We start from the raw sequence: 26,154 nt of genomic DNA on the forward strand, positions 1-26,154 counted from the left end.
TATATCTGTTAACGATTACGCCATCAAAAGGATTAAGATGCAATACCCCCGATGGTTAATCCCTCCACTTTTAACATGGGCTGCCCTACCCCAACGGGTACGCTCTGCCCTGCTTTCCCACATGTTCCAATTCCTGGATCGAGTTGCATATCGGGCCCAATCATTGAGATCTGTCGCATAACCTCAGCCCCACTCCCGATTAACGTCGCCCCTTTGACGGGAGCTGTAATTTTGCCATCCTCAATCAAATATGCTTCTGAAGCCGCAAATACGAATTTGCCAGATGTGATATCGACCTGGCCGCCACCAAAATTAACGGCATATAATCCCTTTTCTATAGAGTGAATCATCTCTTCTCCTGATGAATTCCCTCCTGCCATAATGGTATTTGTCATACGAGGTGTTGGCGCATGAGCATAGGACTCACGCCGTCCATTTCCTGTTGGCTGATGCCCCATTAATCGAGCACTTAAACGGTCATGCAAATAATTGCGTAAAATACCATCTTCAATTAAAATATTACGATTTGAAAATGACCCCTCATCATCTATTGTTAACGAACCTCGACGTTCCGGTATCGTACCATCATCAACGACAGTAACACCGGGGGAAGCAACACGTTGACCAATTTTCCCGCTAAAAACGGACGTCCCTTTCCGGTTAAAATCACCTTCCAAGCCGTGCCCAACAGCCTCGTGTAACAAAATACCGGGCCACCCAGCACCTAACACAACTGGCATCTCACCCGCTGGTGCCGGCCGCGCCTCTAAATTCACCAATGCCTGACGCAACGCTTCACGCGTCATGTCTTGCCATGTCGTTGGTTCCATTAAACGAGCCAGTGCATAGCGTCCGCCCTGCCCTGCCCGACCACTCTCCCGACGTCCATCTTTTGCGACGACAACGGTTATATCAAGCCTCACTAATGGCCGCACATCGACCATTGATTTTTTTGAGGAACCGTCAAAATAGCGTGGTCGTAGAATGTGAATGACCTGCCACTGTGTATGCAGTGTTGCGTTAATCTGAACAATGCGGGAATCTAGAGCACGTCCGTAACGATCAATGTCACTCAACAAAGACGCACGCTCAGAAAAATCACCTCCCTGAACTGGATGTGCACTATCATACAGATTCACACGGACCTGAGACTCATCAGAGGCCAACGCTTTCTGTCCAAGCCGAGACGATTGAGGTTGTAAAATATGCAACCCTTCAGCAGCCCGCGTTAATGCATCCATCCCTAAGACATCGGAATGTGCAAAAACGGTTTTCTCTCCTTGAACACCACGTAAGCCAAACCCAGAAGAACGATGAAAGCCCGTATCTCTTAAGGCCCCATCTTCCAGACTCAGCGTCTCATCTTCTCGATATTCGAGAAACAACTCACCATCATCCATCCCCTCAAGACGATGATTAAGAAGTTTCTTGACCTCATCAGGCGTCCAGGATGTCGTCGAAGCATTAAAAAACAAGGTATCTGAAACACTGGATGCTTCAGAAAGAGAAATAGACGCCATCAGAATTCTCCAGCAGAAACGATACAAAAAATGTGACACCAATTGGGTATTATTGTTTCACACGCAACAAGTTTTACGCAACCTCTCGACAGATGGAGGAATGTCCCTTAATCGTTTCTAAAGCAGTTTAGAACATGCGAAGGCACAAACCATGGCCAAAAAGACGTCATCCTCCTCAAAAACTTCTTCTCCAAACAAAGCCGCCATCAAGCGCGTCTTTGATCTCATTGAAGAACATAGTGTTGAATTTGTAGATCTCCGTTTCACAGATCCTAAGGGGAAATGGCATCACACCACACAAACAGTTTCCACCATTGAAGAAGATAGCTTCGTTGATGGATTTATGTTTGATGGTTCCTCTATCCAAGGATGGAAAGCGATTAATGAATCAGACATGGTTCTTCTCCCTGACCCAGAAACGGCGGTCATGGATCCATTTGCTGCCCGTCCACAACTCATTTTGTTCTGCGATATCGTTGATCCTCGCACCAAAGGATTTTACAACCGCGATCCTCGCTCAACAGCCAAACAAGCTGAAGAATATCTAAAAAATAGTGGCCTTGGTGACACTGCTTTCTTCGGCCCAGAAGCAGAATTTTTCGTTTTCGATAACATCATTTTTGGTACTGGTGAAAATTACAGCACCTATAAGATCGACAGTATTGAAGGCCCAGATGCTTCGTTAAAAGACTATCCAGAGGGCAATATGGGCCATCGCCCTGCCCGTAAAGGTGGATATTTCCCTGTTGCCCCTGTTGATAGCGAAACAGACCTCCGCGCTGAAATGCTTGCAACCATGGGCGAGATGGGACTGCCGATTGAAAAACACCATCATGAGGTAGCCCGTAGCCAGCACGAACTCGGCACAGCCTTTGCAACGCTCGTAAAATCTGCGGACTTCATGCAGATTTACAAATATTGCGTGCACAATGTTGCGCATTCCTACGGGAAAACAGCAACATTCATGCCTAAGCCAATCGCTGGAGATAATGGTTCAGGCATGCACGTTCACCAATCCATCTGGAAAAATGGTAAGCCCAGCTTTGCAGGCAAAGGCTATGCTGATCTTTCCGATGAAGCACTCTACTATATTGGTGGGATCATTAAGCACGCAAAGGCACTCAATGCCTTTACCAACCCTTCTACGAACTCTTACAAGCGCCTTATCCCTGGGTTCGAAGCTCCTGTTCTGTTGGCTTATTCTTCCGCTAACCGTTCTGCTTCATGTCGTATCCCACATGCAAGCAGCCCGAAAGCAAAGCGCGTTGAGGTTCGCTTCCCCGACCCCACAGCAAACCCTTACCTCGCCTTCAGTGCACTTCTGATGGCAGGCCTTGATGGTATCCGTAACAAGATCCATCCAGGAGAGGCGATGGATAAAGATCTTTACGAGCTTCCTCCAGAGGAGCTTAAGACGATTCCAACCGTCTGTGGTTCTCTCCGTGAAGCTTTAGAAGCTCTCCAAAAAGACCATAAGTTCCTACTTGAGGGAGATGTCTTCACGAAAGACCAGATCGAAAGCTACATCGCTCTCAAATGGGAAGATGTATACCGCTTCGAGCATGCACCTCATCCAGTAGAATTTGAGATGTACTACTCCGTCTAATTTTAGTTAGACGTATGTTCCCCCACCCTTCTTTTTAGAAGAAGGGTGGTTTTTTTATGCTCAAATAAAATATTTGCTTAAAAAAAAGCGCATTCTCGATTGAGAATGCGCTTTTTCTTCACATACAACGAAAAGAAACGTCAGCTTTATAAAATGTTACGAAGCGCCTGTCTCATCGATATCCCACAACCAAGCAGCCCCACGCACACCTGAGCTATCCCCATGACGATTCTGCACGATAGGTGTTGTACATGGCGATGTAATCACGTGACGAGGCAACAATTTCGGCACCCGTTCATAAATTGATGCGAGGTTCGAAACCCCCCCACCCAATACAATGACGTCTGGATCCAGGAAGTTAACAACCTGACCACATGCCCGTGCCAGACGATCCATATAGAGATCTAACGCACGAATAGCGGCTTGATCACCATTTTTCGCGGCATCTTCGATCCCGCTAGGAGAGTGATTCCCTTCACCTTTCCATTCAACCGCTAATGCTGGACCACAAAGATAACGTTCTTGGCATCCTTCATTCCCACAGAAACATTTCCTCATTGGAAGATCATCTTCCGTCGCCCAAGGAAGCGGAATATGTCCCCATTCTCCAGCAATATGATGATGGCCTGAAAGGATGCGCGCATTAGCGACAATACCGCCCCCCATGCCTGTTCCTAAAATCACGCCAAGCACCGTGCTATACCCTGTGCCCGCACCATCAGCGGCCTCGGAAAGGGCAAAGCAGTTCGCATCATTCTCAATCCGCACAGGACGATTTAAGGCTGCTTCCAAATCCCGCCCAAAAGCGTGATTATTCAACCACGTCGCATTAGAGTTCCGCACTAACCCGGTTTCAGGCGAAAGAGACCCTGGAATCCCTACCCCTAAAGTTGAGGTTGGTTGTGTGGCAGACATACGATGAGCCGGCACACAACCTACCGTATTCTCTGCCTTTATCACCAAATCACGCACGGCAATAACAGCATCTTCATATTTACCGGGATTAGGAACGCGCTCACGCACAATCTCTTTCCCTGCACGATCCAATGCCAACACCTCAATTTTTGTGCCGCCAAAATCAATGCCAAAACGATAGTCAGCCATAATTCATTCCCCCGTCTTACAATGCAGGTTCCAAAGGTTGAAGCGTTAATACTTCGAGTTTAGCGCCCTGCGCTTTCACTGTTTCGGCTAACTCTCCGAAGTGAGATGAGGCTAAATGCGTCTTAAAACCTTCCTGTGATGCCCAAACTTCACCAACAGTAAAACGTCCTACTTTCTCAGCATCTCGCGCGATCTCATAACGCCGACAGGCTTTCTCCTTCAAGGAATGAGCCGCACAACGACGAATAACTTTTTCAATCGCCGAAGCCTTATCGGCATCGGTCGTAATAATTGCAAGAATATGAATAGCTTCACTCATTTCGAAGCTTCCTTTCCGGTGATGTCTCTTTTTGCATGACTTGCTTATTCACAAGATGCAAGCATCTACAAAACACAGTTCCGTGACACTTCTTCAGAACACGTAATCTCCTACACATCCTCATCAGAAATGTAAGAGGCAATCTCAGGACACGAACAAATCAAATGCCTGTCACCCCATACATTATCGACTCTTCCTACAGGCGGCCAATATTTCTCACCTTTTAATGCAGCAGGATAAACACCTTCACGACGCTCATACACACGCTCCCAATCAGAGACTAAATCCTTCGCCGTATGCGGTGCATAATGAAGCGGGCTCTCTTCTAAAGAATACTTCCCTTGTTCAATCGCCTTTATTTCCTCACGAATAGCGAGCATTGCTTGGCAGAACCGATCCAGCTCATAACGGCTCTCAGATTCTGTTGGCTCAATCATCACGGTTCCCGGTACAGGGAAACTGACCGTAGGGGCATGGAAACCAAAATCGACCAATCTTTTGGCAATATCGTCGACACTGACCCCGGTTTGATCTTTAAACGGCCGTAGATCCAAAATGCACTCATGTGCAGTTAGGCCGTTTTCACCACGAAAGAGCACCGTGTAGGCTCCTTTCAATTGGCGTGCGATATAATTCGCATTCAAAATAGCCATGATGGACGCCTGTCTGAGTCCATCATCACCCATCATTATAATGTAAGCAGCTGATATCGGCAGAACCGCAGCCGATCCATAAGGCGCCGCTGACACAATATTCTGATAATCACCGCCCTGCGCCATCGGTAGAAACGGCGCAAGATGCTTCTTAACGCCAATAGGCCCCATACCAGGCCCACCCCCACCATGCGGAATGCAAAAGGTCTTATGCAAATTGAAATGGGAGACATCCGCCCCATAGCAGCCTGGCCGCGCTAAGCCCACTTGTGCGTTCAGATTAGCGCCGTCCAAATATACTTGGCCGCCTGCTTCATGAACCAAGCGACAAATCTCTGTGATGCGTTCTTCAAACACACCATGTGTTGAAGGATACGTTACCATAATGGCCGCAACCTGCCCCTCAAAACGCTCTAATTTCGCCTTGAGATCATCGACATCCACATTCCCAGCATCATCACAAGCGACGACAACAACCTTCATTCCTGCCATTTGTGCGGAGGCAGGGTTGGTTCCATGCGCTGATGCTGGAATTAAACAGACCTGACGCTGATCTTCCCCCCGGCTATGATGGTAAGCACGGATCGCCATCAGGCCAGCGAATTCTCCCTGCGCGCCAGAATTAGGCTGAAGCGATACAGCATCATACCCAGACAGAACGCATAGCGCATTCTCCAAATAGGTATAGAGCTCCTTATATCCCTCTTTCTGATCCTCTGGGGCAAAAGGATGAATTTGAGCAAATTCAGGCCATGTAATCGGCTGCATGGCCACCGCAGGATTGAGCTTCATCGTACACGAGCCCAGCGGAATCATACTACGATCCAGAGCAAGATCCTTATCTGATAAACGGCGCATATACCGCATCATCTCTGTTTCAGACTGATACAGGCTAAAAACAGAATGTGTCAGTGCCAGCTCTTGTCGTTTCAGAACCAATGGAAGTGCATCATCAATCGCCAACTCTGCATCAAATGATGCCAATTGTGCCTCTGTCGCACCAAAACATGTCCATAGGGTCTGAATCGTGTCCGAAGTCGTTACCTCATCATATGAAATACCCACTCGTCCGTCGCCAAAATCACGCAAATTGATTCCAGCTTTTTGGGCTTGTGCCACATAATGAGAGGCCTTGCTTCCCAGCTCCAACGTCACCGTATCAAAAAAGGTTTTGTTAAGCCGCGTTATGCCTAATGCCTGAAGCCCTACCGCTAAAATAGCGGTATATGCATGAATACGTTCCGCAATGGCACGAAGTTCTTTAGGGCCATGATAAAGCGCATAAAAAGCTGAAATCATGGCTGGAAGGGCTTGCGCCGTACAGATATTCGACGTCGCCTTCTCCCGACGAATATGCTGTTCTCGCGTTTGTAACGCCAAACGCAACGCAGGAGCTCCAGTGCGGTCACGTGAAACACCCACAATACGCCCAGGTATATGACGTTTATAGGCTTCCTTTGTCGCCATAAACGCGGCATGTGGGCCACCATTTCCCAATGGCATCCCATAACGCTGCATCGAACCTACAGCGATATCTGCCCCCAATTGAGCAGGGGATTCCAACAGCTGAAGCGCCATCGGATCGCAGGTCAGTGCAACGATCGCGCCCTGTTGATGCAATCTTTCGATAGCCGCCCGCCAATCATACACCTCACCTGAAGATCCAGGATAAGGGAGTAAAGCGCCAAAGAATTCACCTTCAGGCCACTCTTTTTCGAAGTCAGCTGTAACAACCTCCCATCCTTGTGGACGAGCACGTGTCTGCAAAACAGCAAGAGTTTGTGGGTGAATATCATGATGCACCAAAAACCGATTGGTTTTTACTTTCCCCACACGCTGGGCCATTCCCATCGCTTCAGCACATGCGGTTGATTCATCTAAAAGGGACGCGTTAGCAACCTCAAACCCGGTCAGCTCACTCACAAGCGTCTGAAAATTCAATAACGCTTCTAAACGTCCTTGACTGATTTCAGGCTGATACGGCGTGTAAGCTGTATACCATGCTGGGTTTTCCAAAACATTGCGTTGAACCACAGCCGGTAAGATTGTGTCATAGTACCCCTGACCAATCATAGACGTCATATTTTGGTTACGTGAGGCTATATGCCGTAACCAAGAAAGTGCTTCAGCCTCTCCTATCCCCTGGCCGATGCCTTCTTTTTTGTCATCTTCAAAAGCACGAATGCTCTTTGGTACAACCTGCTCGACCAATTCATCCAGAGTTTTTAGCCCCAAAGTCTGAAGCATAGCGGCTTGATCTTCTAATGAAGGACCAATATGGCGACGACTAAAAGACATCGTCTGAGCAGGCCACGTAAATGACATATAAACCTCGATAACTATCGATGAGGAAACAAAAAGAGGCTGACGTAAAAAGCCTTCTTAGAGCTTTTGCTGATACTGTTCAGCGCTTAACAAGCGATCAAATTCTTCAGGAGAAGCAAGCTTTACCTTCACAATCCATCCCTCACCCTCTGGAGCACTATTAATCAGTGATGGATCATCTGAGAGCTTCTCATTAAAGCTCAAAACAGTCGCTTGCAGGGGGGTATAAATATCTGAAGCCGCTTTGACAGATTCAACAACGGCGACTGCTTCACCGGCTGCTAGTTCTGTCCCTGCTTCCTTCGCTTCAACGAAGACAACATCACCTAACTCTTCAGCAGCATGATGTGTAATACCGATTGTTGCGGTATCACCCTCAAGATTTACCCATTCATGAGTTTCAGTATAGCGTGTGGTCATTCTCTCTCTCCTTATGTGCTTAACGTTTGAAGCCAGGGGGAACAAAAGGCATTGCTTTCACAGTTACCGGGACCATACGACCTCGTAACGACGCAAAAACACGTGTCTCGGGTGAGGCTTTATCGCAGCTCACATACCCCATTGCTACTGGACCCTGAACTGTCGGCCCAAAACCACCAGATGTGACACGTCCGACCTTTTCTTCACCCGTTTCATCCGCAAACAACTCTACACCTGCCCGAATGGGCGCACGCCCTTCTGACACAAGGCCAACGCGTTTGCGGTAAACACCATCTTCTAATTGCCGGGAAATTGTTTCCGCTCCAGGATATCCTCCTGCGCGCTCTCCTCCTGGACGCCGAACTTTCTGTATGGCCCACATCAAAGACGCTTCAACAGGTGAGGTCGTCTTATCTATATCCTGCCCATACAGGCACAACCCAGCTTCTAGACGTAACGAATCACGAGCGCCGAGCCCTACAGCTTCAACATCGGGATGCTCAAGCAATTTACGCGCAACACGTTCAGCAAGTTCAGCAGGCAGCCCAATTTCAAAACCATCTTCGCCTGTATAACCAGAACGTGATATCGTTACGGGCGCACCATCAAGCACTGTATCAATACAATCCATAAAACGCATTGTCGGTGCCTGAGGGAAAAGATCAGCGATCACCTCAACAGCCTTCGGCCCTTGTAGCGCCAAAAGAGCTCGATCAAATTGACGTTTAACCTTACAGCTTTCAGCTAAAGCTTGTTCGATATAATCAGCGTCACTTTCTTTATTCGCGGCGTTAACAACAACAAAGAGCCCCCCTTCTTGCCGGGCCACCATCAAATCATCACGAAGGCCACCTTGATCATTCGTGAGTAACGCATAACGTTGACGCCCCACTGGCAAGCTCTGAAAATCCATAGGGACAAGCGCTTCAAACGCCTCTGCCGCCACACTGCCATTGCCTTGCTGGCGTGGCTGAATGCGTAATTGCCCCATATGTGATACGTCGAACAAACCCGCTTTTTTACGTGTATGTTGGTGCTCTTCCATCACCCCTAAAGGATATTGCACCGGCATTTCATAACCAGCGAACGGCACCATCTTAGCGCCTAAAGATATATGAAGATCATAAAGTGGTGTACGCTGGAGAGATTCATTCATCAGCTCAACGGCCCCGACAGAAATGGACAAAAAACCCCTGCCACAGATTCACAACCTGTAGCCCGGCACCCCTTCTGTCCTTCCGCCTGAGATCATTATCCCGTCGGCGAGTGCTGCCGCACCTCTCTCCAGAAATAAAAAATACCGTTACGGTTCATTTGCCTGAGAGTTTCCGGGGCGGTTGCTCCTTCGGCGTTAGCTGGAAAACTAAACTCTCCCGTAACGGTAGCACTACTCTGCCAAGTTCCCCTGAACCTGGCAATCCTCGCTTGCCACTATTTTGCCTTCGAAAGGCCTTTTTCCAATTCCGTCAGAATATCCGGTTTTAAGTGTGCGCTTTGTGCCTCTGTTGGAAATTGTCCTAATGTTACCTCTTCCGCATAACGCCGCAGGGCTTGCTCCATTTGCTGACCAATTTCCGCAAACCGATACGCATGTCTTGGGGATTTCCCCTCAAACAACCCTAACACATCATGCCACACTTGCACTTGACCATCACAGCCAGCCCCAGCCCCAATGCCAATCGTCGGGATCGTCAATTCACGCGAAACAAGAGCAGCCAGTTCAGCAGGGATAACCTCCAACACAACAGCAAAAGCACCCGCCTCTTCCAACGCTTTGGCATCATCAATCAATTTACGAGCCGCGTTGACCTCCCTTGCTTGCACACGCAAGCCAAGCTGGTGCTGAGATTGTGGCGTAAGCCCTAGATGCCCCATAACCGGCACGCCCATCTCTGTCAGACGCCGCACAATCGGTGCAATTTCAACGCCGCCCTCAAGCTTTAAAGCTTGACCTCGCCCTTCTTGCATAACACGCCGGGCCGACGTCACGGCATCTTGTTCTGTTGCATAACTCATGAAAGGCAAGTCCACGACCACAAGAGCCGTTTGACTACCGCGCATGACCATCTGCGCATGCAGAATCATATCCTCCACGCGCAATGGCAACGTTGTCTCATGCCCATGCACAACCATCCCAAGAGAATCACCTACTAAAATCATCGGCACGCCAGCACGCTCAGCAATGAGTGCCGAGGAATAATCATAGGCCGTTACCATCGGAATACGACGCCCTTCCGACTTCATTTTTCTAACATCAGCAACGGTTGTACGACGCGCCATGAAATAAGTTTCCTTCCAATCGCTACCCCTCTGATAGGGGAAGATGCCTCGCAATATAGGGAGGAAGGTTAAAAGCGCCTATATGAATTTCTGGCGTCCAATAATGACAAACCTCGTGCAACCCTGCGTCCTGGGCACGTGATCGAAGCAATTCGATATTGAGTTCGTAGGGATGGGAGCCCTTTTTTGCCATGGCTAGGGTCATAAATCCGCCAACATATGTTGGAACTGCCGCAAGATACGCCGTAACATGAGGAAAAAATTGAGCACGTCGCAAACTTGTTTCCCGTAACTCTTCAGCCTGCATGAAAGGGACGCCACATTGATTGACGATAATCCCTTCCGACGAAAGAATACGTTCACAATTTCTATAAAACTCATCTGTGAATAATACTTCACCCACACCAATAGGGTCTGTACTATCTACAATAATGACATCAAAAGAATTTTTTTCCGATTTCAAAACATAATCAATACCATCGCCAATAATCACATCAGCTCGTGGATCATTCCAAACATCTCCAGCAATATCGGGGAGGTATTTTCGGGCTAAATCAACAACAACCCCGTCAATCTCCACCATAACTGCTTTTTTAACAGTATGATGCTGCAGGACACGACGTAAAACACCACCGTCTCCTGCACCTATAATCAAGACGCGTTCTGCTTTAGGATGCATTAATAACGGAACATGAGAGATCATTTCTTGATAAACGAATTCATCTCGTTCTGTAATCTGTACGATCCCGTCCAACATAAGAACACGCCCATGACTGGCACTCTCAAAAATAACAATTTCTTGAAACTCAGATGTCACATGCGCTAATTCACGAACAACTCGAAAACGTTGTCCCCAGTCGCTATAAAGACTTTCATTCACCCATAGATCAGTAACCATCACATCTCCCCTTCACGCAACGAAGGATCAGCTGAGCTTGTATTCTTTCTTAAAGATACAAACTCAGCCTTTTCATCTCTAATTACGATAGAAAATTAATCTTATGCTGCTCGTAAATGACGTTGCATAACGCGGCCACGACGAAACGTATCCATTTCTATTCGCCCAGCTTGAAAAAGCTGCTGCATCACAGGAATAGACATGTGTGGGTCACATGCCCCGCACATAAACACATCAACAGCGGCAAAATTACGCTCTGGCCATGTATGAATAGAAATATGACTTTCTGCGAGAACCAACACGCCTGACACCCCACCATTCGGTGTAAAATGGTGGAAATGACCATGCAAAATAGTAGCTCCTGCAGCATCCGCTGCACGACGCAATATACTATCAATACGTTCTGGATCATCAAGATTCTGGGCGTCCCAGAAATCAATTAACAGGTGATTGCCTGCGAACTTCTCGCCATCATGCGAGATGAAATAGTCCTTATTTTCGGCATTAGCCGATATTGTGTCAGCGTTCTGGATATCTCTCGGAAGATCCGATACCATCCCCAGTTGAGCAAGTGCGTTCATCACGTACCCCCAAACCAGTAGACAGCCTGTTGGGCAATATGCCCCCTTGGGCCAAGGAGGGCCATTTACTAAACAACATCCCTCTTAAATACAACTATTTATTCTCAGCATACTTAACATAAAAAAGCCCTTTCCTCAGTCTGAAATACCGAAGAAAGGGCCTCTTCTAGCGAAAAAACAATTAATTACGTGTTTTATCAACCAACTTGTTTTTGGAAATCCACGGCATCATACCACGCAGCTTCTCGCCGACCTGCTCAATTTGGTGTTGACTGTCATGGCGACGTTTTGCCTTGAATTTCACATTGCCAGACTGATTTTCCAAAATAAAGTTCCGTACGAACGTCCCATCCTGAATGTCTTTCAATACATTACGCATGGCTTCTTTTGTCTCTGCTGTCACGACACGGGGGCCGCTCACATACTCGCCATACTCAGCCGTATTGGAAATGGAATAATTGACGTTTGAGATACCGCCTTCATACAGCAGATCAACAATCAACTTCATCTCATGCAAGCATTCGAAATACGCCATTTCAGGAGCATAACCAGCCTCAACAAGCGTTTCGAATCCGGCACGAATTAAATCAATGGTTCCACCGCAAAGAACAGCTTGCTCACCAAAGAGATCTGTTTCCACTTCTTCACGGAAACTCGTCTCAATCACTCCTGCACGACCGCCACCATTTGCCGATGCGTAAGAAAGAGCAATCTCAAGTGCATGGCCTGATGCATTTTGTGCCACGGCGACCAAAGAAGGAACACCACCACCCTTTTGGTATTCAGATCTTACCGTATGTCCTGGTCCTTTTGGCGCAATCAAGAACACATCCATATCAGGGCTTGGCTCAATCAAACCAAAATGAATGGCCAAACCATGGGCGAATGCCAACGCTGTCCCCGGTTTCAAATGTGGTTTCAAATGATCTTTATACAGTGCTGCCTGACCTTCATCCGGTGTCAGAATCATCACCACATCAGCCCAAGCAGCCGCTTCTGCTGGCGCCACAACACGGAAGCCTGCTGCTTCTGCTTTGGCAATAGCGGTAGATCCAGGACGGAGCCCAACAACCATCTCACGCACACCACTATCACGTAGGTTATTGGCATGAGCATGACCTTGGCTACCATAGCCAATGATCGCTACCTTCTTATTTTGGATTAAGTTGATATCGGCATCACGATCATAATAAACGCGCACAATTCTCTCCTTCATAGCCCACAGGCCAATCTAATGAGGGCCTAAGTGACCCCACTTTCTGGCTAAAGGGCCTTACCCCACAACCAGATGGTTCATCCTTTTAGGTTAACCTAATTCTAAACGAGGCGCTTTCCCTCTTCGGTCAGCTCTGCTCCCCCCACGACTTTACCAGACCCTAGGAGCATCTGATCATGAGTGGCACCTGACGGAATCATCGGGTAGCAGCTTTCTTCCTCTGTCACATGGACATCCACCAAGACAGGTCCATCATGGGCCAACATAGCCTCAATCGTGCTATCAAGTTCACCCAATGTCGTCGCGCGCAGCCCCTTAATCCCAAAGGCCTCTGCTAATTTTACAAAGTCAGGCAATGCATCACTATATGACTGTGAATAACGCGAGTTATGGACCAATTCCTGCCATTGACGGACCATCCCCAAATAATGATTGTTGAGGATGAAAATCTTCACCGGTAGGCGATATTGAACAATCGTTCCCAACTCTTGAATATTCATGAGTGTGGAAGCTTCCCCGGCAATATCAATGACCAAAGCATCCGGATGGGCAACTTGGACCCCCTCAGCAGCAGGAAGACCATATCCCATCGTTCCCAGACCGCCAGAGGTCAACCAATGACGTGGCGCATCAAACCCAAAAAACTGAGCTGCCCACATCTGATGTTGTCCAACCTCAGTAGAAACAAACGTATCACGTCCGGTCTTTTTCGATAGCTCATAAAGACGACGCACTGCGTGTTGAGGTTTAATGGACGCCTTTGCATCTTTACCTTGCTCGTAGCCAAATCCATTAATGGCACGCCAGGCAGCAATATCCTGCCACCATGCTGAAAGATCGGATGGCTTTGTATCACCCCACGCCGCTAAAAGAGCTTTAAGCGTCGCCTTTAAATCCCCCTGAAGTTTGACATCCGAGGGGATAATTTTGCCAAACTCACGAGGGTCGATATCTGCTTGGATTTTAAAGGAATGTGGCGAAAACCCATCCACGCGCCCCGTTACACGGTCATCAAACCGCGCGCCCAGCGCAATCAACACATCACAATCATGCGCGGCCATGTTGGCTTCAACAGCCCCATGCATGCCTAACATACCAAGAAAATGATCATTTGATGCAGGGAAAGCCCCAAGCCCCATCAAGGTTGAGGTAACAGGGAACCCCGTACGTTTTGCGAGCTCACGCAATAAATCGGATGCTTCATCCCCTGCATTGATAACACCACCCCCCGTATAGAATAACGGCTTTTTAGCCTTCTTCATCGCGTCGACAGCACGGGCAATGGCCGCTTCATCCACGCTCTCTTTTGCAGGTGCTGCAGCACTTTTCTGAGGAGCCGGTGGTAATGGAGCTTCAGAAACCGTGATATTTTTAGGAAGATCAACCAATACAGGCCCCGGGCGTCCGCTCCGTGCCAATTCAAACGCCTCACGCAACGTCGGTGCTAACTCAGCGGGATCACGCACCAAGGTACTCTTCTTCGTTACAGGGCTTGTAATCCCGACAACATCGGCTTCTTGGAAGGCGTCCTTTCCGATCAAGGGCACAGGAACTTGACCCGTCAGGCAAACGATCGGGATGGAATCCATCTTTGCGTCCGTCAAACCCGTAACGGCGTTCGTCGCTCCAGGGCCTGACGTAACAAGCACAACACCAACTTTGCCCGTTGACCGTGCATAGGCCTCGGCTGCATGCACCGCTGCCTGCTCATGCCGGACTAAGATATGACGAATTGTTTTGCGTTCGAACAAAGCATCATAGATTGGCAAAACAGCACCGCCTGGATAACCGAAGATAACCTCTACGCCTTGCTCTTCAAGAACACGTAGAACAACCTCCGCACCGGTCGGAACCATGAGAGATGTCGTAGTTGATTCATGAGCAGGCATAGAAGCTCCTATTCCAAGGCCGCGAAACGGCCTCTAGGTGTAAAGACCCGTCGAAGAGAGGTCAATTCGATTTAACATAAAATTTTCTATTTTTTGTATTTCACTTTCCAAAAGTTTCTCATTTATATCAAATCTGTGAAATGAAATGATAGAATCCCCCTCTTTCCCCAGTGCATGATGACGAAACCACGTCGCCTGACGACGCGTATACCGCCCTGTTGCGCGCACAGCCATTTCCGTCGCTTCTTCCAAAGAGGAATCCCCATTTAAAACATGCGCAAGCTCTGGCACCCCATGCGCACGCATCACTGGGAGAGTAGGAGGGAGTTTTTTGGCTAGAAGTGCCTTCACTTCTTCGAGAGCGCCAACGCGTATCATGCGCTCAAATCTCACGGCGATCGCCGCCCGCAATTGATCCCGCGGCGGGTCTAACCGAACTGAGACAAAACGACATGGGGCAGGAGGAAGAGCGACCTCCTCTTGCCAGGAAGATAAGCCCCTTCCTGTGCCAATTCTTACTTCCCAAGCACGTGCAATACGCTGAGAATCCTGCGGATTAAGGCGAGACGCTGTTTGGGGATCCAACGCCAAAAGACGTTCATATAAGGCTGGGGCTCCAATCTCTTCCAAAAGAGTGCGTGCTTCTCGCCGCGCCTCTTCACCAGGGTCAGGAACCTCAACAAGCCCATCTGTAAGGGAACGCAGATACATGCCCGTCCCACCACAGAGAATGGGCACACGCCCTTCCTGCCAACAACGTTGCATTTCCGATAAGGCTTGTTGACGCCACCATGCAACACTCCCCGCTTGTGATGCTTCCAACACCCCATAAAGACGGTGCGGTACTGCCGCTTCATCCTCCGCTGCAGGACGTGCCGTTAGAATATGCAAATCGTGATAAACTTGCATGGAATCTGCATTGATGACTGTACCGCAACACAGCTTTGCCAAATGAAGCGCTAATGCTGACTTGCCCGAACACGTTGGTCCGGCCACAATGATCGCGTTTTCAGAAGCATTCATCGTGCTGTTCTGGCCCTACCTTCTGAACTGTTAGCGAGAACTATCATGTCCCTTCCCTATGTTCTTACCCTTGTCGCCAACCGACGCAACGGTACCCTACCGAAAGAAGCGATTGATATCGCCCGTAATTTGGTCAAAGGCGAGGCCCCTGTCGTCCTTTCTGAGGGAGAGGCTGTTGATATTCCTTGTCCTACCCCAGAAGCTGGTGCCGCAACACACGCCACCATCCGTGCAGCGTTAGCTTCCCTTAAGGTTGATGCTCTGCTCAATAAATCACGTGGTCGTCGCAAAGCCATCCTTATTTCCGACATGGATAGCACCACTTTTGCCGGGGAAACACTAGACGAGCTCGCCAAACGCACCGGTACGGGAGAAAAGATTGCCGAAATCACAAACCGTGCGATGAATGGTGAGATGGACTTCGCAACGTCTCTGCGTGAACGCACCATTGTTCTTGCTGGTCAGCCTGAATCCCTGCTCGACGAAGTACTACACGTCCTTAAATTAAGTGACGGTGTTCGTGAACTTGTCCAAACCATGAAAGCACACGGCGCCCGTACGGCACTGATCTCTGGTGGCTTTGATTGGTTCACGGCTCGTGCCGCTCCGCTCTGTGGCTTCGACGAGCATTACGGTAACGATCTTGAAATTAAAAACGGTATTATCACAGGCCAACTCCTCGGCCCCATCCTTGGCCCTGAAGAGAAAAAACTTCACCTTGAGCGGATGTGCGAAGAGCGTGGCGTTAAAATACAAGCCAGCATCACAACGGGGGATGGCGCAAACGATATTCCTATGCTGCAAGCAGCCGGGATGGGCATTGCTTTCCACGCAAAGCCAAATGTCCGCAAAGTTATTGACCGTCAGGTGAATTTCTGCGGGATGCGTGCTCACATCTTCGCCCAGGGTTATCCAGCTTCTGCCATTGTTGGTAGCGAAGATTAATTCTTACGGTGGCGTGACTGGGCGGCAATATGGCCGCCCAACCGCTCTAGAGCTTCACGCAAAGGCCCCTCTTCCATATCCGATACAATAAAAGGTCGAGAGGATAGTTTTCGTCTCTTAGGTAGTGAAGTCATTATTGTACGATCTTGTATAATTTTTAATTGCTGTATGACAGCATCACCACGCAATCCACACGCCATATTAATCTGCTCTATAATTCTTGGCATGCCATACTGAATTTCCATCGCCACAGGACCAGAACAACGGATCGTTAACACGCCGGGTCGTAAGCGGCATGGTTCACTTTGCTGGGCCAAATGGGGGCCCACAATATGCTCCCAATCCATGACAAGACGCACAAAAAGTGGTGACTTTCTCCGAAAAGCTTGGCGAGTCAGCGCCGGAATGAGCGCACCAATCATCCGAGCACCTGAACGTGATGATTCAACCACTTCTTTTGGTATTTTAACGGGTGAATGAGACACCCTTTTTTGGCCTCTGCTCTTGTCGAATGGCTGTTTCTTCGTCATATCCACCTACGTGATACTTGATGCACCTTCTCTACTCCGCTGGTATGATCGCCATCGCCGTGACCTCCCTTGGCGCGCAAAAAATGGCCAAGACGCTGACCCTTACCATGTATGGCTCAGTGAAATCATGCTGCAACAAACCACTGTTCAAACAGTACGTCCTTATTACGAGCGTTTTCTCAAACGCTTCCCACACATTCATGATCTTGCTCAAGCACCACAAGCAGATGTTTTACAGCTTTGGGCTGGTCTAGGCTATTATGCCCGTGCACGTAATCTCCATGCATGTGCTCAGCACATTGCTGAGCAAGGCACTTTTCCGCGTGATCTCGACTCATTGCTCAAACTCCCTGGGATAGGGGCATATACAGCACGTGCGATTGCTTCAATCGCCTTTAATCAACCAGTCGTTCCCGTCGATGGTAATGTTGAGCGTATTACCGCACGTCTCTTCAATATAGAGGATCCTCTTCCTACATCACGGCCTTTGCTGGCACGCCACGCCTCCACACTGAATGCTCATCTTGACGCTCAAAAACGCCCTTCTGATTTTGCTCAAGCTCTTTTTGACCTTGGGGCAACATTATGCACGCCGCGCAACCCTTCCTGCTTAACCTGCCCCTTACAAAAAAACTGCCAAGGCCTTGAAGCCGGTCAGGCAGACACTCTCCCACGCCGCCTCCCCAAAAAGCCGCGCCCCAATCGTTATGGGGTTTATTTCCGTCTCATCAAACCTGATGGCGCCATATTATTACGCCAACGTCCCTCCCATGGGCTCCTCGGCGGGACAAACGAATTACCAGGAACCCCATGGGAGGATCAGCCTTGGGACTTTCACGATGCTTTAACATTTGCGCCTTATAAGGGCCCATGGCGTCATCGTGGACAGATAAAGCACATATTCAGCCACTTTACTCTTTATCTCAATGTCTATGAATATTTACTTTCTGATAACGAATTACAGCATGACATAAAACCATCATTTGGAAAATTTCTTTTCCTTAATGAATCCATTCTTTCAGGAGCTATGAAAAAATGTATTCTCATTGGAAAAACTGACCCAGTATTGTAGAATAAGTTGCTATAATTAGGAGGAATTATTTAATATGAGTGATTCAACATTGTTGACGCATCTATGGCTTCTCGATTGGTTTGGACATATCATTGACCACGATCCCATTCGCGATGAGTTAATCCGCCGCCCTTTCACACCCTACAATTATCCAGATCTTTTTGCTTTAGCACCACTCCCTTTGAAACTCCCTGCGACAGCCATGCTCCGCAAACGTTCCACTCTCCCACGCGCTTTCCCTGATCTCGAAATGGTTGACGCGGGGGACAATCTCATTGGACTACGCGTTAAAGAACGTAACTCCTGGTTTAGCATTAACCCACGCAATGAGCTAACACACTTCAACGCTGCAAGCTTAATGGGATGGGAAAAATTTAGCCCACTAACCATAGAGATGTTCAATGGTCTCTCTGCTTTAATTGATCGAAATAGCTCAGCAATTCTTGATTCTGAGGGCAAGGAGTGTGGCCCCGCTCACTTCCGTCCTGAAGGTGATAATGTTGTCGTTCTTCAAGATTTCCAGTTTTGTACAGGACGCAACGCCCGACAATTACATGCCATTGGAGAACTCACTCCAGGCAATGAAACAACAATTACTCTACAGGGCTGGGGGGCAGATACTCAACAAACGTTCACTATAAGATGTTTAAAAGAATCAAAAAGCTAATCCCATATCAATTTCACTAAAGGGCAGGAAATAATACCTTCCTGCCCCTACTCATTTTAAGTCACTCAAAAATACTATCAGCACATTATAAATATTTATTCCTTAATTATCATAACTCGTTACTGATTGTTGTTAGATGCCTTCAAAACTTTATGAACAGAAGAATCTTTGGACATTGTATCCATAAACTGGGAAAGAGTTTTATAATTCTTCCAACTCGCTGTCCCAGGCATCGGCGTGGACCACCGTGTCATGATATAAGCATAAGCATCCGCAACACTACGTCTGCCTCGATAAACATGGAGCCCACCAGAAGTCTCAATAAGATTATTCAAATGCTCCAAAACCCGTGCAACCCTAGCATAGGCTGATTCTTTTACCGCAGAAATTCCAGACGAACTTGTTTCCGTTGTAAATCGTTGCGGAGCAAAATAAGGCCAGAAAGCCGGATGGAAATCACCTGTAAGAAACGACATTGTTTCAGTAAATTCCAATACCCCTTCTTTATCGGAAACAGCGCCAAGTTTTGCAGCAGGTGCCAAGTGAGCAACATATTGCAAAATGGCATCAGCTTGAGTGTAAGGCCGCTGAGCCCCAATATCCAAAGCAGGAACAAGTCCTAAAGGATTGATTTTGAGGTAACTCTCAGCATGAGGATCTACTTTTTCAACCTCATGTTCAAGACCAGCCCATTCTAGAGCAATCCAGCACGCTAGAGCACATGTTCCTGGTGCATAATATAGTTTCAACATGTCAATTTCCTTATGCAGGGCCTCAGGATGAGGGGCTCACACCCAGCTTCAACGAGTGATCCCTTCCTTTCAACCCAAAGCGCTTTGCGCAGACTGATGATATCGAAAATCCAATACAGAAGCACATTAATAATATCATATTAACGAAAAAGCCCCCCTGACATGATATCAGGAGGGCCTTCTAATATGCTCTTCATAAGAACCCCTTATATGTTAAGGGACTCTTCTTCAAGCAGCTTAGCCTTTCAGCGCCTTACGAACACCTTCAGCCCAAGCTGGGTCAGCTTTCTCAAAATGAGCAAGCTGACGATCAATGATGTGCTGAGGAACACCGGCCATGGCACCAGCTATGTTCTTATAAAAACGCTGTTTTTGAGCATCATCAAAGAGACGATACAAATTACCCGCTTGTGTGTAATCGTCACCGTCAGAACGATGATCATAATAAGCTGCATCACCGCTCACCCGCAAAGGTGGCTCGATAGCGCTTCTGTCCTCAACTGGACCACCAAAGGAATTTGGCTCATAGTACTCGCCATCACCATTCTTTGGTGAATCAAAGCGCATTGGCCCATCCAAATGATAGTTCTTAACAGGGAATTTCGGACGGTTAACCGGAAGGGCCTCATAATGTGTGCCAACGCGGTAACGGTGCGCATCAGCATAAGCAAAGATACGTCCCTGAAGCATCCGATCAGGTGAGAAACCAATCCCTGGAACAATATTGGATGGCGAGAAAGAAGCCTGTTCAACCTCTGCAAAATAATTGTCTGGGTTACGGTTCAATTCCATTTCACCGACTTCGATCAATGGATAGTCTTTATGAGACCATACTTTCGTTACATCGAATGGGTTGAAATTGACACGCTCAGCCTCAGTCTCTTCCATTACTTGGATGTAAACTTTCCAACGTGGGAAGTCACCACGCTCGATGGCGTTGTAAAGATCAGCCTGCGATGACTCACGATCCCCACCAACAACCTGAGCGGCTTCTTCATTCGTGTAGAACTCATGGCCCTGCTGGGTTTTGAAGTGGAACTTCACCCAGTAACGCTCGCCTTTCTCATTCCACAAAGAATATGTGTGGCTACCATATCCGTTGATGTGACGGAAACCTTTTGGCAAGCCGCGATCCGACATCAGAATAGCGACCTGATGCAAGCTCTCGGGGCTTAAGGACCAAAAATCCCACATCGCAGTTGCAGAACGCAAATGTGTACGAGGATGACGCTTTTGCGTGTGAATAAAGTCTGGGAACTTCAAAGGCTCACGGATGAAGAAAACTGGCGTATTGTTCCCAACAAGATCCCAGTTACCGTCTTCTGTATAGAACTTCAGCGCGAAGCCTCTTACGTCACGTTCTGCATCGGCAGCACCAGCTTCACCAGCAACTGTTGAGAACCGAGCAAACACCTCTGTGGTTTTACCAACCTTTGAGAAAACCTTCGCGCGCGTGTATTTGCTGATGTCATTGGTAATGGTCAATTTACCATGAGCACCTGACCCTTTTGCATGCACCGTACGCTCAGGAATACGCTCACGATTTTGATGAGCTAGTTTTTCCAAAAGCTGATAATTCTCTAACAACATTGGTCCCCGAGGACCGGCCGTCTTGCTGTCTTGGTTATTTGGCCATGGGGCACCAGCGGTCGTACGTAGTGTTTTATCAGACATGTTAAGGTCTCCTGCCTTTATCTATCTGGTTACGAAGAATAATTTATCCTACCAAAGAGTAAAGAGGATTAATCTTGTCTCTATTATCGATTCACTTGATGTTCCTCTCAAATGAACCCTTGCGCATTGTAAGATGACTCTTCTTTCATTCAGAGTCTATTCTTAGAATTGAAATAATTAATTATTATGTATTAGATGATAATGATTATCATTATCATTTTTATGCGCTTCAACGACTTATAAACACTCTTTATCACAGTAATCTTACTAACTTCATAATGATGAACGTAACGGCCATAGCAAGGAAACAGAAAACCCCTGCAAAAACAGTTCCCCAACTCCCAACAGCAAGAAACATGCCGCCCGTATTCATACCAAAAAATCCCGTCACAAACGTTGCAGGCAGCATCAACGTCGTCACGATAGTGAGGATATAAAGGCGACGATTTGTTTCTTCTGCCTGGCCAGAACCTAACTCATCCTGCAAAGAACGTGCACGATCTTGTAAGGCAATAAGATCATCCAAGGCTGCATGAATTTGCTCTTCTGCACGATCACGCAAATCATCCTCTGCCCATTCTGGTAATTCTAAATCCTCATCGCGTAACACACGATCGATCGGCATCACCACACGCCGAAGTTCTGTCGCTCGCCGGCGGACCTTTCCGACGATCCCCCCGAGATGCCCCAAATCAGACCCATGCTCAATCGTGAGCAAAACATCTTCAGCGCGATCCAATTCGTCATCTAGCTGGGCTAATTGGCGTCTCACCGTTCCTGTAAAATCACGTAGAATACGGTCAATCACCCCAGCGGGATTTTTGGGGATGTGATGGCCATGAAGAGAGCGATAAGCCGCTCCCAAAACAGGGATAGGCGTCCGACGTGTTGTGATAAGAATATGTTGTCGCATAGCAAATCGCCATGCACAAATTTCCCGATCTTCCTCAGCGAGAGCATCATCAAATGCTGGCAAGGCTCCCCATACGGTATCGTCTTGCGCTTCTAATGCGATATTGTACTCTGTTTCCGCGAGCATAGCGCCAACTTCTTCGGGCATTCCTTTAAGATGGGCAACATGCGCGCGCGCCGAGCTGTGTACTGTATCAAAATGTAACCACACCCAACTATCCGGTGTGTTGACCAATTCTCCTTCATCGAAAGAAGCCGAAAGAATCGCATCAACAGCCTCAGCATCTAATGACTCAATCTCTTTTCCTGGTGTCACCTTGATAGCCCACACCAGCCCTCTTGCGACACTCGGCTTCTTTTCTCCCCGTAAAGAGGGATCTAAGACAGTAAACGGGAAGTTGCGAGCAGTATGATCGGGCACAGCATCCTCCCATTATGGCAAACAAACACTAGAAAATGCCACAGAGCGAAATTCGAATTTTTCAATCAGTTTATCACCGTTTAAACGGCCCCTTTGTCTGACATGACATCTTGTAATACGCAACATTGAACCATCTTTTAAAGTAAAATAAAATGACACTCTCACCTATGCTTTCCACCATTCCCACAACGCATTATAGTCCCCACACCGCCATGGGGGCTTTGAGCCTGCCTCATTTTTCCTCATGCGACAGCATTACCTTGACCGAATAGTAAGGAAAATTCATGGCTACGCAGGACTATAAAGTACGCGATATTTCCCTCTCTGATTGGGGACGTAAAGAGATTTCCATTGCTGAAGGTGAAATGCCTGGCTTGATGGCACTTCGCCAAGAATATGGTGAGAGTAAACCTCTTAAAGGGGCGCGCATTGCAGGTTGTCTGCACATGACCATTCAGACGGCTGTTTTGATTGAGACACTTATTGCTCTCGGCGCAACCGTTCGTTGGTCTTCTTGTAATGTTTTCTCCACACAAGACCAAGCAGCAGCAGCCATCGCGGCAGCAGGCATTCCTGTGTTTGCGTGGAAAGGCCTATCAGACGAAGAATTCTGGTGGTGCATTGAACAAACCATCAAAGGCCCAGATGGTTGGACACCCAATATGATCCTTGATGATGGTGGTGATCTCACAACATTAATGCACGAAAAATACCCTGAAATGCTGAAAGATATTCGTGGTATTTCAGAAGAAACGACGACGGGGGTTCATCGTCTTTGGGAGATGGAACGCAAAGGCTCTCTCAAAGTTCCTGCTTTCAACGTCAATGATAGTGTCACGAAATCCAAATTCGACAATTTATATGGTTGTCGCGAAAGTCTCGTCGATGCCATCCGCCGTGGTACTGACGTGATGATGGCTGGAAAAGTCGCTGTTGTCGCTGGGTATGGTGATGTTGGTAAGGGATCTGCGGCTTCTCTCCGGAATGCAGGGTGCCGCGTTCTTGTCACTGAGGTTGACCCAATCTGTGCTCTACAAGCCGCTATGGAAGGATATGAAGTTGTCACGATGGAAGATGCTGCTCCACGCGGTGACATCTTCGTAACCTGCACTGGTAATGAAGATATCATTACTATTGAACATATGCGCGCCATGAAAGATCGCGCTATTGTTTGCAATATTGGTCACTTTGATAGCGAAATTCAAGTTTCCGCACTGCGTAACCATAAGTGGATTAATATTAAGCCACAAGTTGACGAAATTGAGCTTGCTCCAAATCGCCGCATTATCCTTCTCTCTGAAGGGCGTTTGGTCAATCTTGGAAATGCAACGGGACATCCTTCCTTTGTCATGTCTGCTTCCTTCACCAATCAAACCCTCGCTCAAATTGAGCTTTGGACAGCAAAGCCTGGAACTTACGAGAATAAGGTCCATACGCTTCCAAAGATTTTGGATGAAAAAGTAGCGGCCTTGCATTTAGCCAAAGTTGGCGCCAAGCTCTCGAAGATGACACAACGCCAGGCCGATTATATCGGTGTGTCTCCGACTGGCCCATTCAAACATGATCTTTACCGTTACTAAGTCTGTCTACACCGCTCTCCTGCCTTCCATAAAGGCAGGAAGCTCTACCGTTAGAGAGGAAATGTTCCATGGGAATCTTTAGTGATATTGTTTCATCAGTATCTAATTTTGCTCACAAACTGACAGGCTCTTCACCAGATACATCACAGGATTCTAATGCAGCACCTGCTCCAGAATCTAATGATAAAACGCAGCAACCGGCGCCTACTCCTGAAGCTAGCGTTGCTCATGTTGATGTTGAAGCGGTTCTCAAGGATCTTGCAAGCAAAGCGAGCACTCCTCTGAACTATCAGACATCCATTGTCGATCTGCTAAAGTTGCTCGGCCTTGATAGTTCTCTGGAAGCCCGGCGCACCCTTGCTGACGAGCTCCATTATACGGGTGATAAGAACGATACAGCCACTATGAATGTATGGCTCATTAAGCAGGTTTACACAGAACTTGCTCAAAATGGCGGCAAAATCCCCGCTAATTGGGGACACTAATACGTTAGTTTAAGAAAAGAGTACTCCCTCGACTCTTCATTAAAAATCGAGGGAGTACTCTTTAGAACCTAAACATCCAGTAATAAACGCCGCGGATCTTCAATAAGTTCTTTCAAACGGACTAAGAAGCTGACCGCTTCTCGGCCGTCTATCAAACGATGGTCGTAAGAAAGAGCAACATACATCATGGGACGAATGACAATCTCTCCATTACGCGCTACAGGACGATCCTGGATCGCGTGCATTCCTAACACACCGGATTGACCACTATTAACGATCGGCGTCGAGAGAAGCGAGCCAAAGATACCACCATTCGTGACAGTAAAACTTCCACCGCCAAGCTCATCCAGCGTTAATTTTCCATCCCGCGCACGTTTCCCATAATCCGCAATACGACGCTCCAGCTCTGCAAAAGTCATATCCTCAGCACGACGTAAGACCGGGACAACAAGTCCACGCTCTGTGCCAACCGCAATGCCTAAATTAACATGATCACGATAAATGACATCATCACCATCAATTTGTGCATTGATGATGGGATATTCCTTAAGCGCTCCAATCACGGCCTTCGCAAAAAAGGACATGAAGCCTAAACGAGCCCCCTCATGTTTTTTGGAAAATGCATCTCGATAGACAGCTCGAAGCTCTTTGACAGCCGTCATATCAATTTCATTGAACGTCGTTAGAATAGCCGCTGTATTTTGTGCTTCTTTTAAGTTACGCGCGATCGTTCTACGCAACCGGCTCATGGGGACACGGTGCTCACCCCCTCCTGAGAGGGACGTAGAAGGCTCTGGAGCCACATTAGAGGATGGAACCTCTGGTTCCTTCTTAGGAGCCGAAGAGACCTCTGAAAAAGGCTGAGACAGTCTATTTTCTTGTTCTGTTGATTCTGTTGTCTTACTGGGCTCTATTTCCGGTTGTACTGTCGGGGCAACGGCATTATCATCAATGGCTGCAATTACCTGTCCGACCTCAACATCTTTACCCTCGGGCTCTATGTGCATCAACACGCCACTCGTAGAAGCCGTCACCTCGAGACTAACTTTGTCCGTTTCAAGTTCCAGGATATTATCGCCTAGCTTCACATAATCACCTGGCTGTTTTAACCAATGTGCTATTGTTGCTGTGTTAAGGCTTTCTCCCAAATCGGGTACCTGGATTTCAACCGTCATTCTGACTCCTGCCATATAGATTTGGAAATAGGCATGGGCTCTTCAGTGGTTAAGAGCCTTTTATCGTTTGTAAAAAGAATACCTTATTTTTGTTGCAAACGGAAAGG

At 47.7% G+C, this 26,154-nt stretch carries 23 protein-coding genes and 1 riboswitch; of the genes, 6 read left to right on the forward strand and 17 right to left on the reverse strand.

The window, feature by feature from the left end; translation table 11 throughout:
* Positions 1-32: 32 nt before the first annotated feature.
* The gene (gene tldD / locus GS501_RS08690) at positions 33-1,520 is read right to left on the reverse strand and encodes a metalloprotease TldD (RefSeq protein ID WP_160831485.1); all 1,488 of its coding nucleotides are present in this window, start codon (positions 1,518-1,520) and stop codon (positions 33-35) included.
* Between the two features lie 151 nt (positions 1,521-1,671).
* Here tldD and glnA point away from each other — a divergent pair, with 151 nt between their 5' ends.
* A complete protein-coding gene (gene glnA, locus GS501_RS08695) occupies positions 1,672-3,126 on the forward strand; it encodes a type I glutamate--ammonia ligase (protein WP_160831486.1) in 1,455 nt (484 codons plus the stop codon).
* A 156-nt stretch (positions 3,127-3,282) separates the two neighbouring features.
* Here glnA and GS501_RS08700 read toward each other — a convergent pair whose 3' ends face one another.
* The 11 genes from GS501_RS08700 to miaA form a co-directional block, all read right to left on the reverse strand.
* Positions 3,283-4,230 carry an ROK family protein gene (locus GS501_RS08700; protein ID WP_160831487.1) on the reverse strand — a complete coding sequence of 316 codons (948 nt, stop codon included), beginning with the start codon at positions 4,228-4,230 and terminating at the stop codon, positions 3,283-3,285.
* Positions 4,231-4,246: 16 nt separating this feature from the next.
* A complete protein-coding gene (locus tag GS501_RS08705) occupies positions 4,247-4,549 on the reverse strand; it encodes a putative quinol monooxygenase (RefSeq protein WP_160831488.1) in 303 nt (100 codons plus the stop codon).
* A 110-nt stretch (positions 4,550-4,659) separates the two neighbouring features.
* A complete protein-coding gene (gene gcvP, locus GS501_RS08710; RefSeq protein WP_160831489.1) occupies positions 4,660-7,527 on the reverse strand; it encodes an aminomethyl-transferring glycine dehydrogenase in 2,868 nt (955 codons plus the stop codon).
* Between the two features lie 57 nt (positions 7,528-7,584).
* Entirely contained in the window at positions 7,585-7,947 is a 363-nt protein-coding gene (gcvH, locus tag GS501_RS08715) for a glycine cleavage system protein GcvH (RefSeq protein WP_160831490.1), read from the reverse strand.
* Positions 7,948-7,966: 19 nt separating this feature from the next.
* A complete protein-coding gene (gene gcvT / locus GS501_RS08720; RefSeq protein WP_160831668.1) occupies positions 7,967-9,103 on the reverse strand; it encodes a glycine cleavage system aminomethyltransferase GcvT in 1,137 nt (378 codons plus the stop codon).
* A 140-nt stretch (positions 9,104-9,243) separates the two neighbouring features.
* Positions 9,244-9,333, reverse strand: a riboswitch (glycine riboswitch).
* 45 nt (positions 9,334-9,378) lie between these two features.
* A complete protein-coding gene (panB, locus tag GS501_RS08725) occupies positions 9,379-10,227 on the reverse strand; it encodes a 3-methyl-2-oxobutanoate hydroxymethyltransferase (protein WP_160831491.1) in 849 nt (282 codons plus the stop codon).
* 22 nt (positions 10,228-10,249) lie between these two features.
* Positions 10,250-11,125 carry a polyamine aminopropyltransferase gene (gene speE, locus GS501_RS08730; RefSeq protein ID WP_160831492.1) on the reverse strand — a complete coding sequence of 292 codons (876 nt, stop codon included), beginning with the start codon at positions 11,123-11,125 and terminating at the stop codon, positions 10,250-10,252.
* A gap of 101 nt (positions 11,126-11,226) precedes the next feature.
* Positions 11,227-11,706, reverse strand: coding sequence for an adenosylmethionine decarboxylase (gene speD, locus GS501_RS08735; protein WP_160831493.1), 480 nt, complete (start codon positions 11,704-11,706; stop codon positions 11,227-11,229).
* A gap of 181 nt (positions 11,707-11,887) precedes the next feature.
* Positions 11,888-12,907, reverse strand: a complete 1,020-nt coding sequence (gene ilvC / locus GS501_RS08740) for a ketol-acid reductoisomerase (protein ID WP_160831494.1) — start codon at positions 12,905-12,907, stop codon at positions 11,888-11,890.
* A 116-nt stretch (positions 12,908-13,023) separates the two neighbouring features.
* On the reverse strand, positions 13,024-14,811 hold the full coding sequence (ilvB, locus tag GS501_RS08745; protein WP_160831495.1) for a biosynthetic-type acetolactate synthase large subunit: 1,788 nt from the start codon (positions 14,809-14,811) through the stop codon (positions 13,024-13,026).
* A gap of 33 nt (positions 14,812-14,844) precedes the next feature.
* Complete coding sequence (gene miaA, locus GS501_RS08750) at positions 14,845-15,834, reverse strand: tRNA (adenosine(37)-N6)-dimethylallyltransferase MiaA (RefSeq protein ID WP_160831496.1); 990 nt, start codon at positions 15,832-15,834, stop codon at positions 14,845-14,847.
* Between the two features lie 45 nt (positions 15,835-15,879).
* Between miaA and serB the strand changes: the two genes are divergently transcribed.
* Positions 15,880-16,779: a phosphoserine phosphatase SerB gene (serB, locus tag GS501_RS08755; protein ID WP_160831497.1), complete on the forward strand. Its 900-nt coding sequence runs from the start codon at positions 15,880-15,882 to the stop codon at positions 16,777-16,779.
* On the opposite strand, the gene GS501_RS08760 is transcribed toward serB, so the two are convergent.
* Positions 16,776-17,264, reverse strand: coding sequence for a DciA family protein (locus GS501_RS08760; protein ID WP_370517981.1), 489 nt, complete (start codon positions 17,262-17,264; stop codon positions 16,776-16,778). The two genes, serB and GS501_RS08760, sit on opposite strands and share 4 nt — an antisense overlap.
* A gap of 55 nt (positions 17,265-17,319) precedes the next feature.
* On the opposite strand from GS501_RS08760, the gene mutY reads away from it, so the two are divergent.
* Positions 17,320-18,381, forward strand: coding sequence for an A/G-specific adenine glycosylase (gene mutY, locus GS501_RS08765; protein ID WP_160831499.1), 1,062 nt, complete (start codon positions 17,320-17,322; stop codon positions 18,379-18,381).
* Positions 18,382-18,415: 34 nt separating this feature from the next.
* Positions 18,416-19,048: a hypothetical protein gene (locus tag GS501_RS08770; protein WP_160831500.1), complete on the forward strand. Its 633-nt coding sequence runs from the start codon at positions 18,416-18,418 to the stop codon at positions 19,046-19,048.
* Positions 19,049-19,167: 119 nt separating this feature from the next.
* On the opposite strand, the gene GS501_RS08775 is transcribed toward GS501_RS08770, so the two are convergent.
* The 3 genes from GS501_RS08775 to GS501_RS08785 all read right to left on the reverse strand — a co-directional run bounded on the left by GS501_RS08775 (position 19,168) and on the right by GS501_RS08785 (position 22,807).
* The gene (locus GS501_RS08775) at positions 19,168-19,800 is read right to left on the reverse strand and encodes a glutathione S-transferase family protein (RefSeq protein WP_202405383.1); all 633 of its coding nucleotides are present in this window, start codon (positions 19,798-19,800) and stop codon (positions 19,168-19,170) included.
* Between the two features lie 237 nt (positions 19,801-20,037).
* Positions 20,038-21,474, reverse strand: coding sequence for a catalase (locus tag GS501_RS08780; RefSeq protein WP_160831501.1), 1,437 nt, complete (start codon positions 21,472-21,474; stop codon positions 20,038-20,040).
* Positions 21,475-21,727: 253 nt separating this feature from the next.
* On the reverse strand, positions 21,728-22,807 hold the full coding sequence (locus GS501_RS08785; RefSeq protein ID WP_160831502.1) for a CorA family divalent cation transporter: 1,080 nt from the start codon (positions 22,805-22,807) through the stop codon (positions 21,728-21,730).
* A 284-nt stretch (positions 22,808-23,091) separates the two neighbouring features.
* Between GS501_RS08785 and ahcY the strand changes: the two genes are divergently transcribed.
* Together ahcY and GS501_RS08795 are read left to right on the forward strand one after the other, a co-directional pair.
* Positions 23,092-24,387: an adenosylhomocysteinase gene (gene ahcY, locus GS501_RS08790; protein WP_160831503.1), complete on the forward strand. Its 1,296-nt coding sequence runs from the start codon at positions 23,092-23,094 to the stop codon at positions 24,385-24,387.
* A gap of 68 nt (positions 24,388-24,455) precedes the next feature.
* Positions 24,456-24,872: a DUF3597 domain-containing protein gene (locus GS501_RS08795; RefSeq protein ID WP_160831504.1), complete on the forward strand. Its 417-nt coding sequence runs from the start codon at positions 24,456-24,458 to the stop codon at positions 24,870-24,872.
* A 68-nt stretch (positions 24,873-24,940) separates the two neighbouring features.
* Here the strand turns inward: GS501_RS08795 and sucB are convergent, their stop codons facing one another.
* The gene (sucB, locus tag GS501_RS08800) at positions 24,941-26,047 is read right to left on the reverse strand and encodes a dihydrolipoyllysine-residue succinyltransferase (RefSeq protein ID WP_160831505.1); all 1,107 of its coding nucleotides are present in this window, start codon (positions 26,045-26,047) and stop codon (positions 24,941-24,943) included.
* Positions 26,048-26,154: the final 107 nt, after the last annotated feature.

The sequence above is a fragment of the Saccharibacter sp. 17.LH.SD genome (assembly GCF_009834805.1).
Lineage (GTDB): Bacteria > Pseudomonadota > Alphaproteobacteria > Acetobacterales > Acetobacteraceae > Saccharibacter.

Bases quoted from the DNA above. Each gene is read 5' to 3' on its own strand.
- GS501_RS08770 (WP_160831500.1), top strand. From the start codon at position 18,416: ATGAGTGATTCAACATTGTTGACGCATCTATGGCTTCTCGATTGGTTT.
- GS501_RS08700 (WP_160831487.1), bottom strand. From the start codon at position 4,230: ATGGCTGACTATCGTTTTGGCATTGATTTTGGCGGCACAAAAATTGAG.
- sucB (WP_160831505.1), bottom strand. From the start codon at position 26,047: ATGACGGTTGAAATCCAGGTACCCGATTTGGGAGAAAGCCTTAACACA.
- gcvT (WP_160831668.1), bottom strand. From the start codon at position 9,103: ATGAATGAATCTCTCCAGCGTACACCACTTTATGATCTTCATATATCT.
- gcvH (WP_160831490.1), bottom strand. From the start codon at position 7,947: ATGACCACACGCTATACTGAAACTCATGAATGGGTAAATCTTGAGGGT.
- GS501_RS08705 (WP_160831488.1), bottom strand. From the start codon at position 4,549: ATGAGTGAAGCTATTCATATTCTTGCAATTATTACGACCGATGCCGAT.
- miaA (WP_160831496.1), bottom strand. From the start codon at position 15,834: ATGAATGCTTCTGAAAACGCGATCATTGTGGCCGGACCAACGTGTTCG.
- ilvB (WP_160831495.1), bottom strand. From the start codon at position 14,811: ATGCCTGCTCATGAATCAACTACGACATCTCTCATGGTTCCGACCGGT.
- GS501_RS08780 (WP_160831501.1), bottom strand. From the start codon at position 21,474: ATGTCTGATAAAACACTACGTACGACCGCTGGTGCCCCATGGCCAAAT.
- serB (WP_160831497.1), top strand. From the start codon at position 15,880: ATGTCCCTTCCCTATGTTCTTACCCTTGTCGCCAACCGACGCAACGGT.
- tldD (WP_160831485.1), bottom strand. From the start codon at position 1,520: ATGGCGTCTATTTCTCTTTCTGAAGCATCCAGTGTTTCAGATACCTTG.
- gcvP (WP_160831489.1), bottom strand. From the start codon at position 7,527: ATGTCATTTACGTGGCCTGCTCAGACGATGTCTTTTAGTCGTCGCCAT.
- ahcY (WP_160831503.1), top strand. From the start codon at position 23,092: ATGGCTACGCAGGACTATAAAGTACGCGATATTTCCCTCTCTGATTGG.
- speE (WP_160831492.1), bottom strand. From the start codon at position 11,125: ATGGTTACTGATCTATGGGTGAATGAAAGTCTTTATAGCGACTGGGGA.
- speD (WP_160831493.1), bottom strand. From the start codon at position 11,706: ATGAACGCACTTGCTCAACTGGGGATGGTATCGGATCTTCCGAGAGAT.
- GS501_RS08775 (WP_202405383.1), bottom strand. From the start codon at position 19,800: ATGTTGAAACTATATTATGCACCAGGAACATGTGCTCTAGCGTGCTGG.
- glnA (WP_160831486.1), top strand. From the start codon at position 1,672: ATGGCCAAAAAGACGTCATCCTCCTCAAAAACTTCTTCTCCAAACAAA.
- GS501_RS08795 (WP_160831504.1), top strand. From the start codon at position 24,456: ATGGGAATCTTTAGTGATATTGTTTCATCAGTATCTAATTTTGCTCAC.
- panB (WP_160831491.1), bottom strand. From the start codon at position 10,227: ATGGCGCGTCGTACAACCGTTGCTGATGTTAGAAAAATGAAGTCGGAA.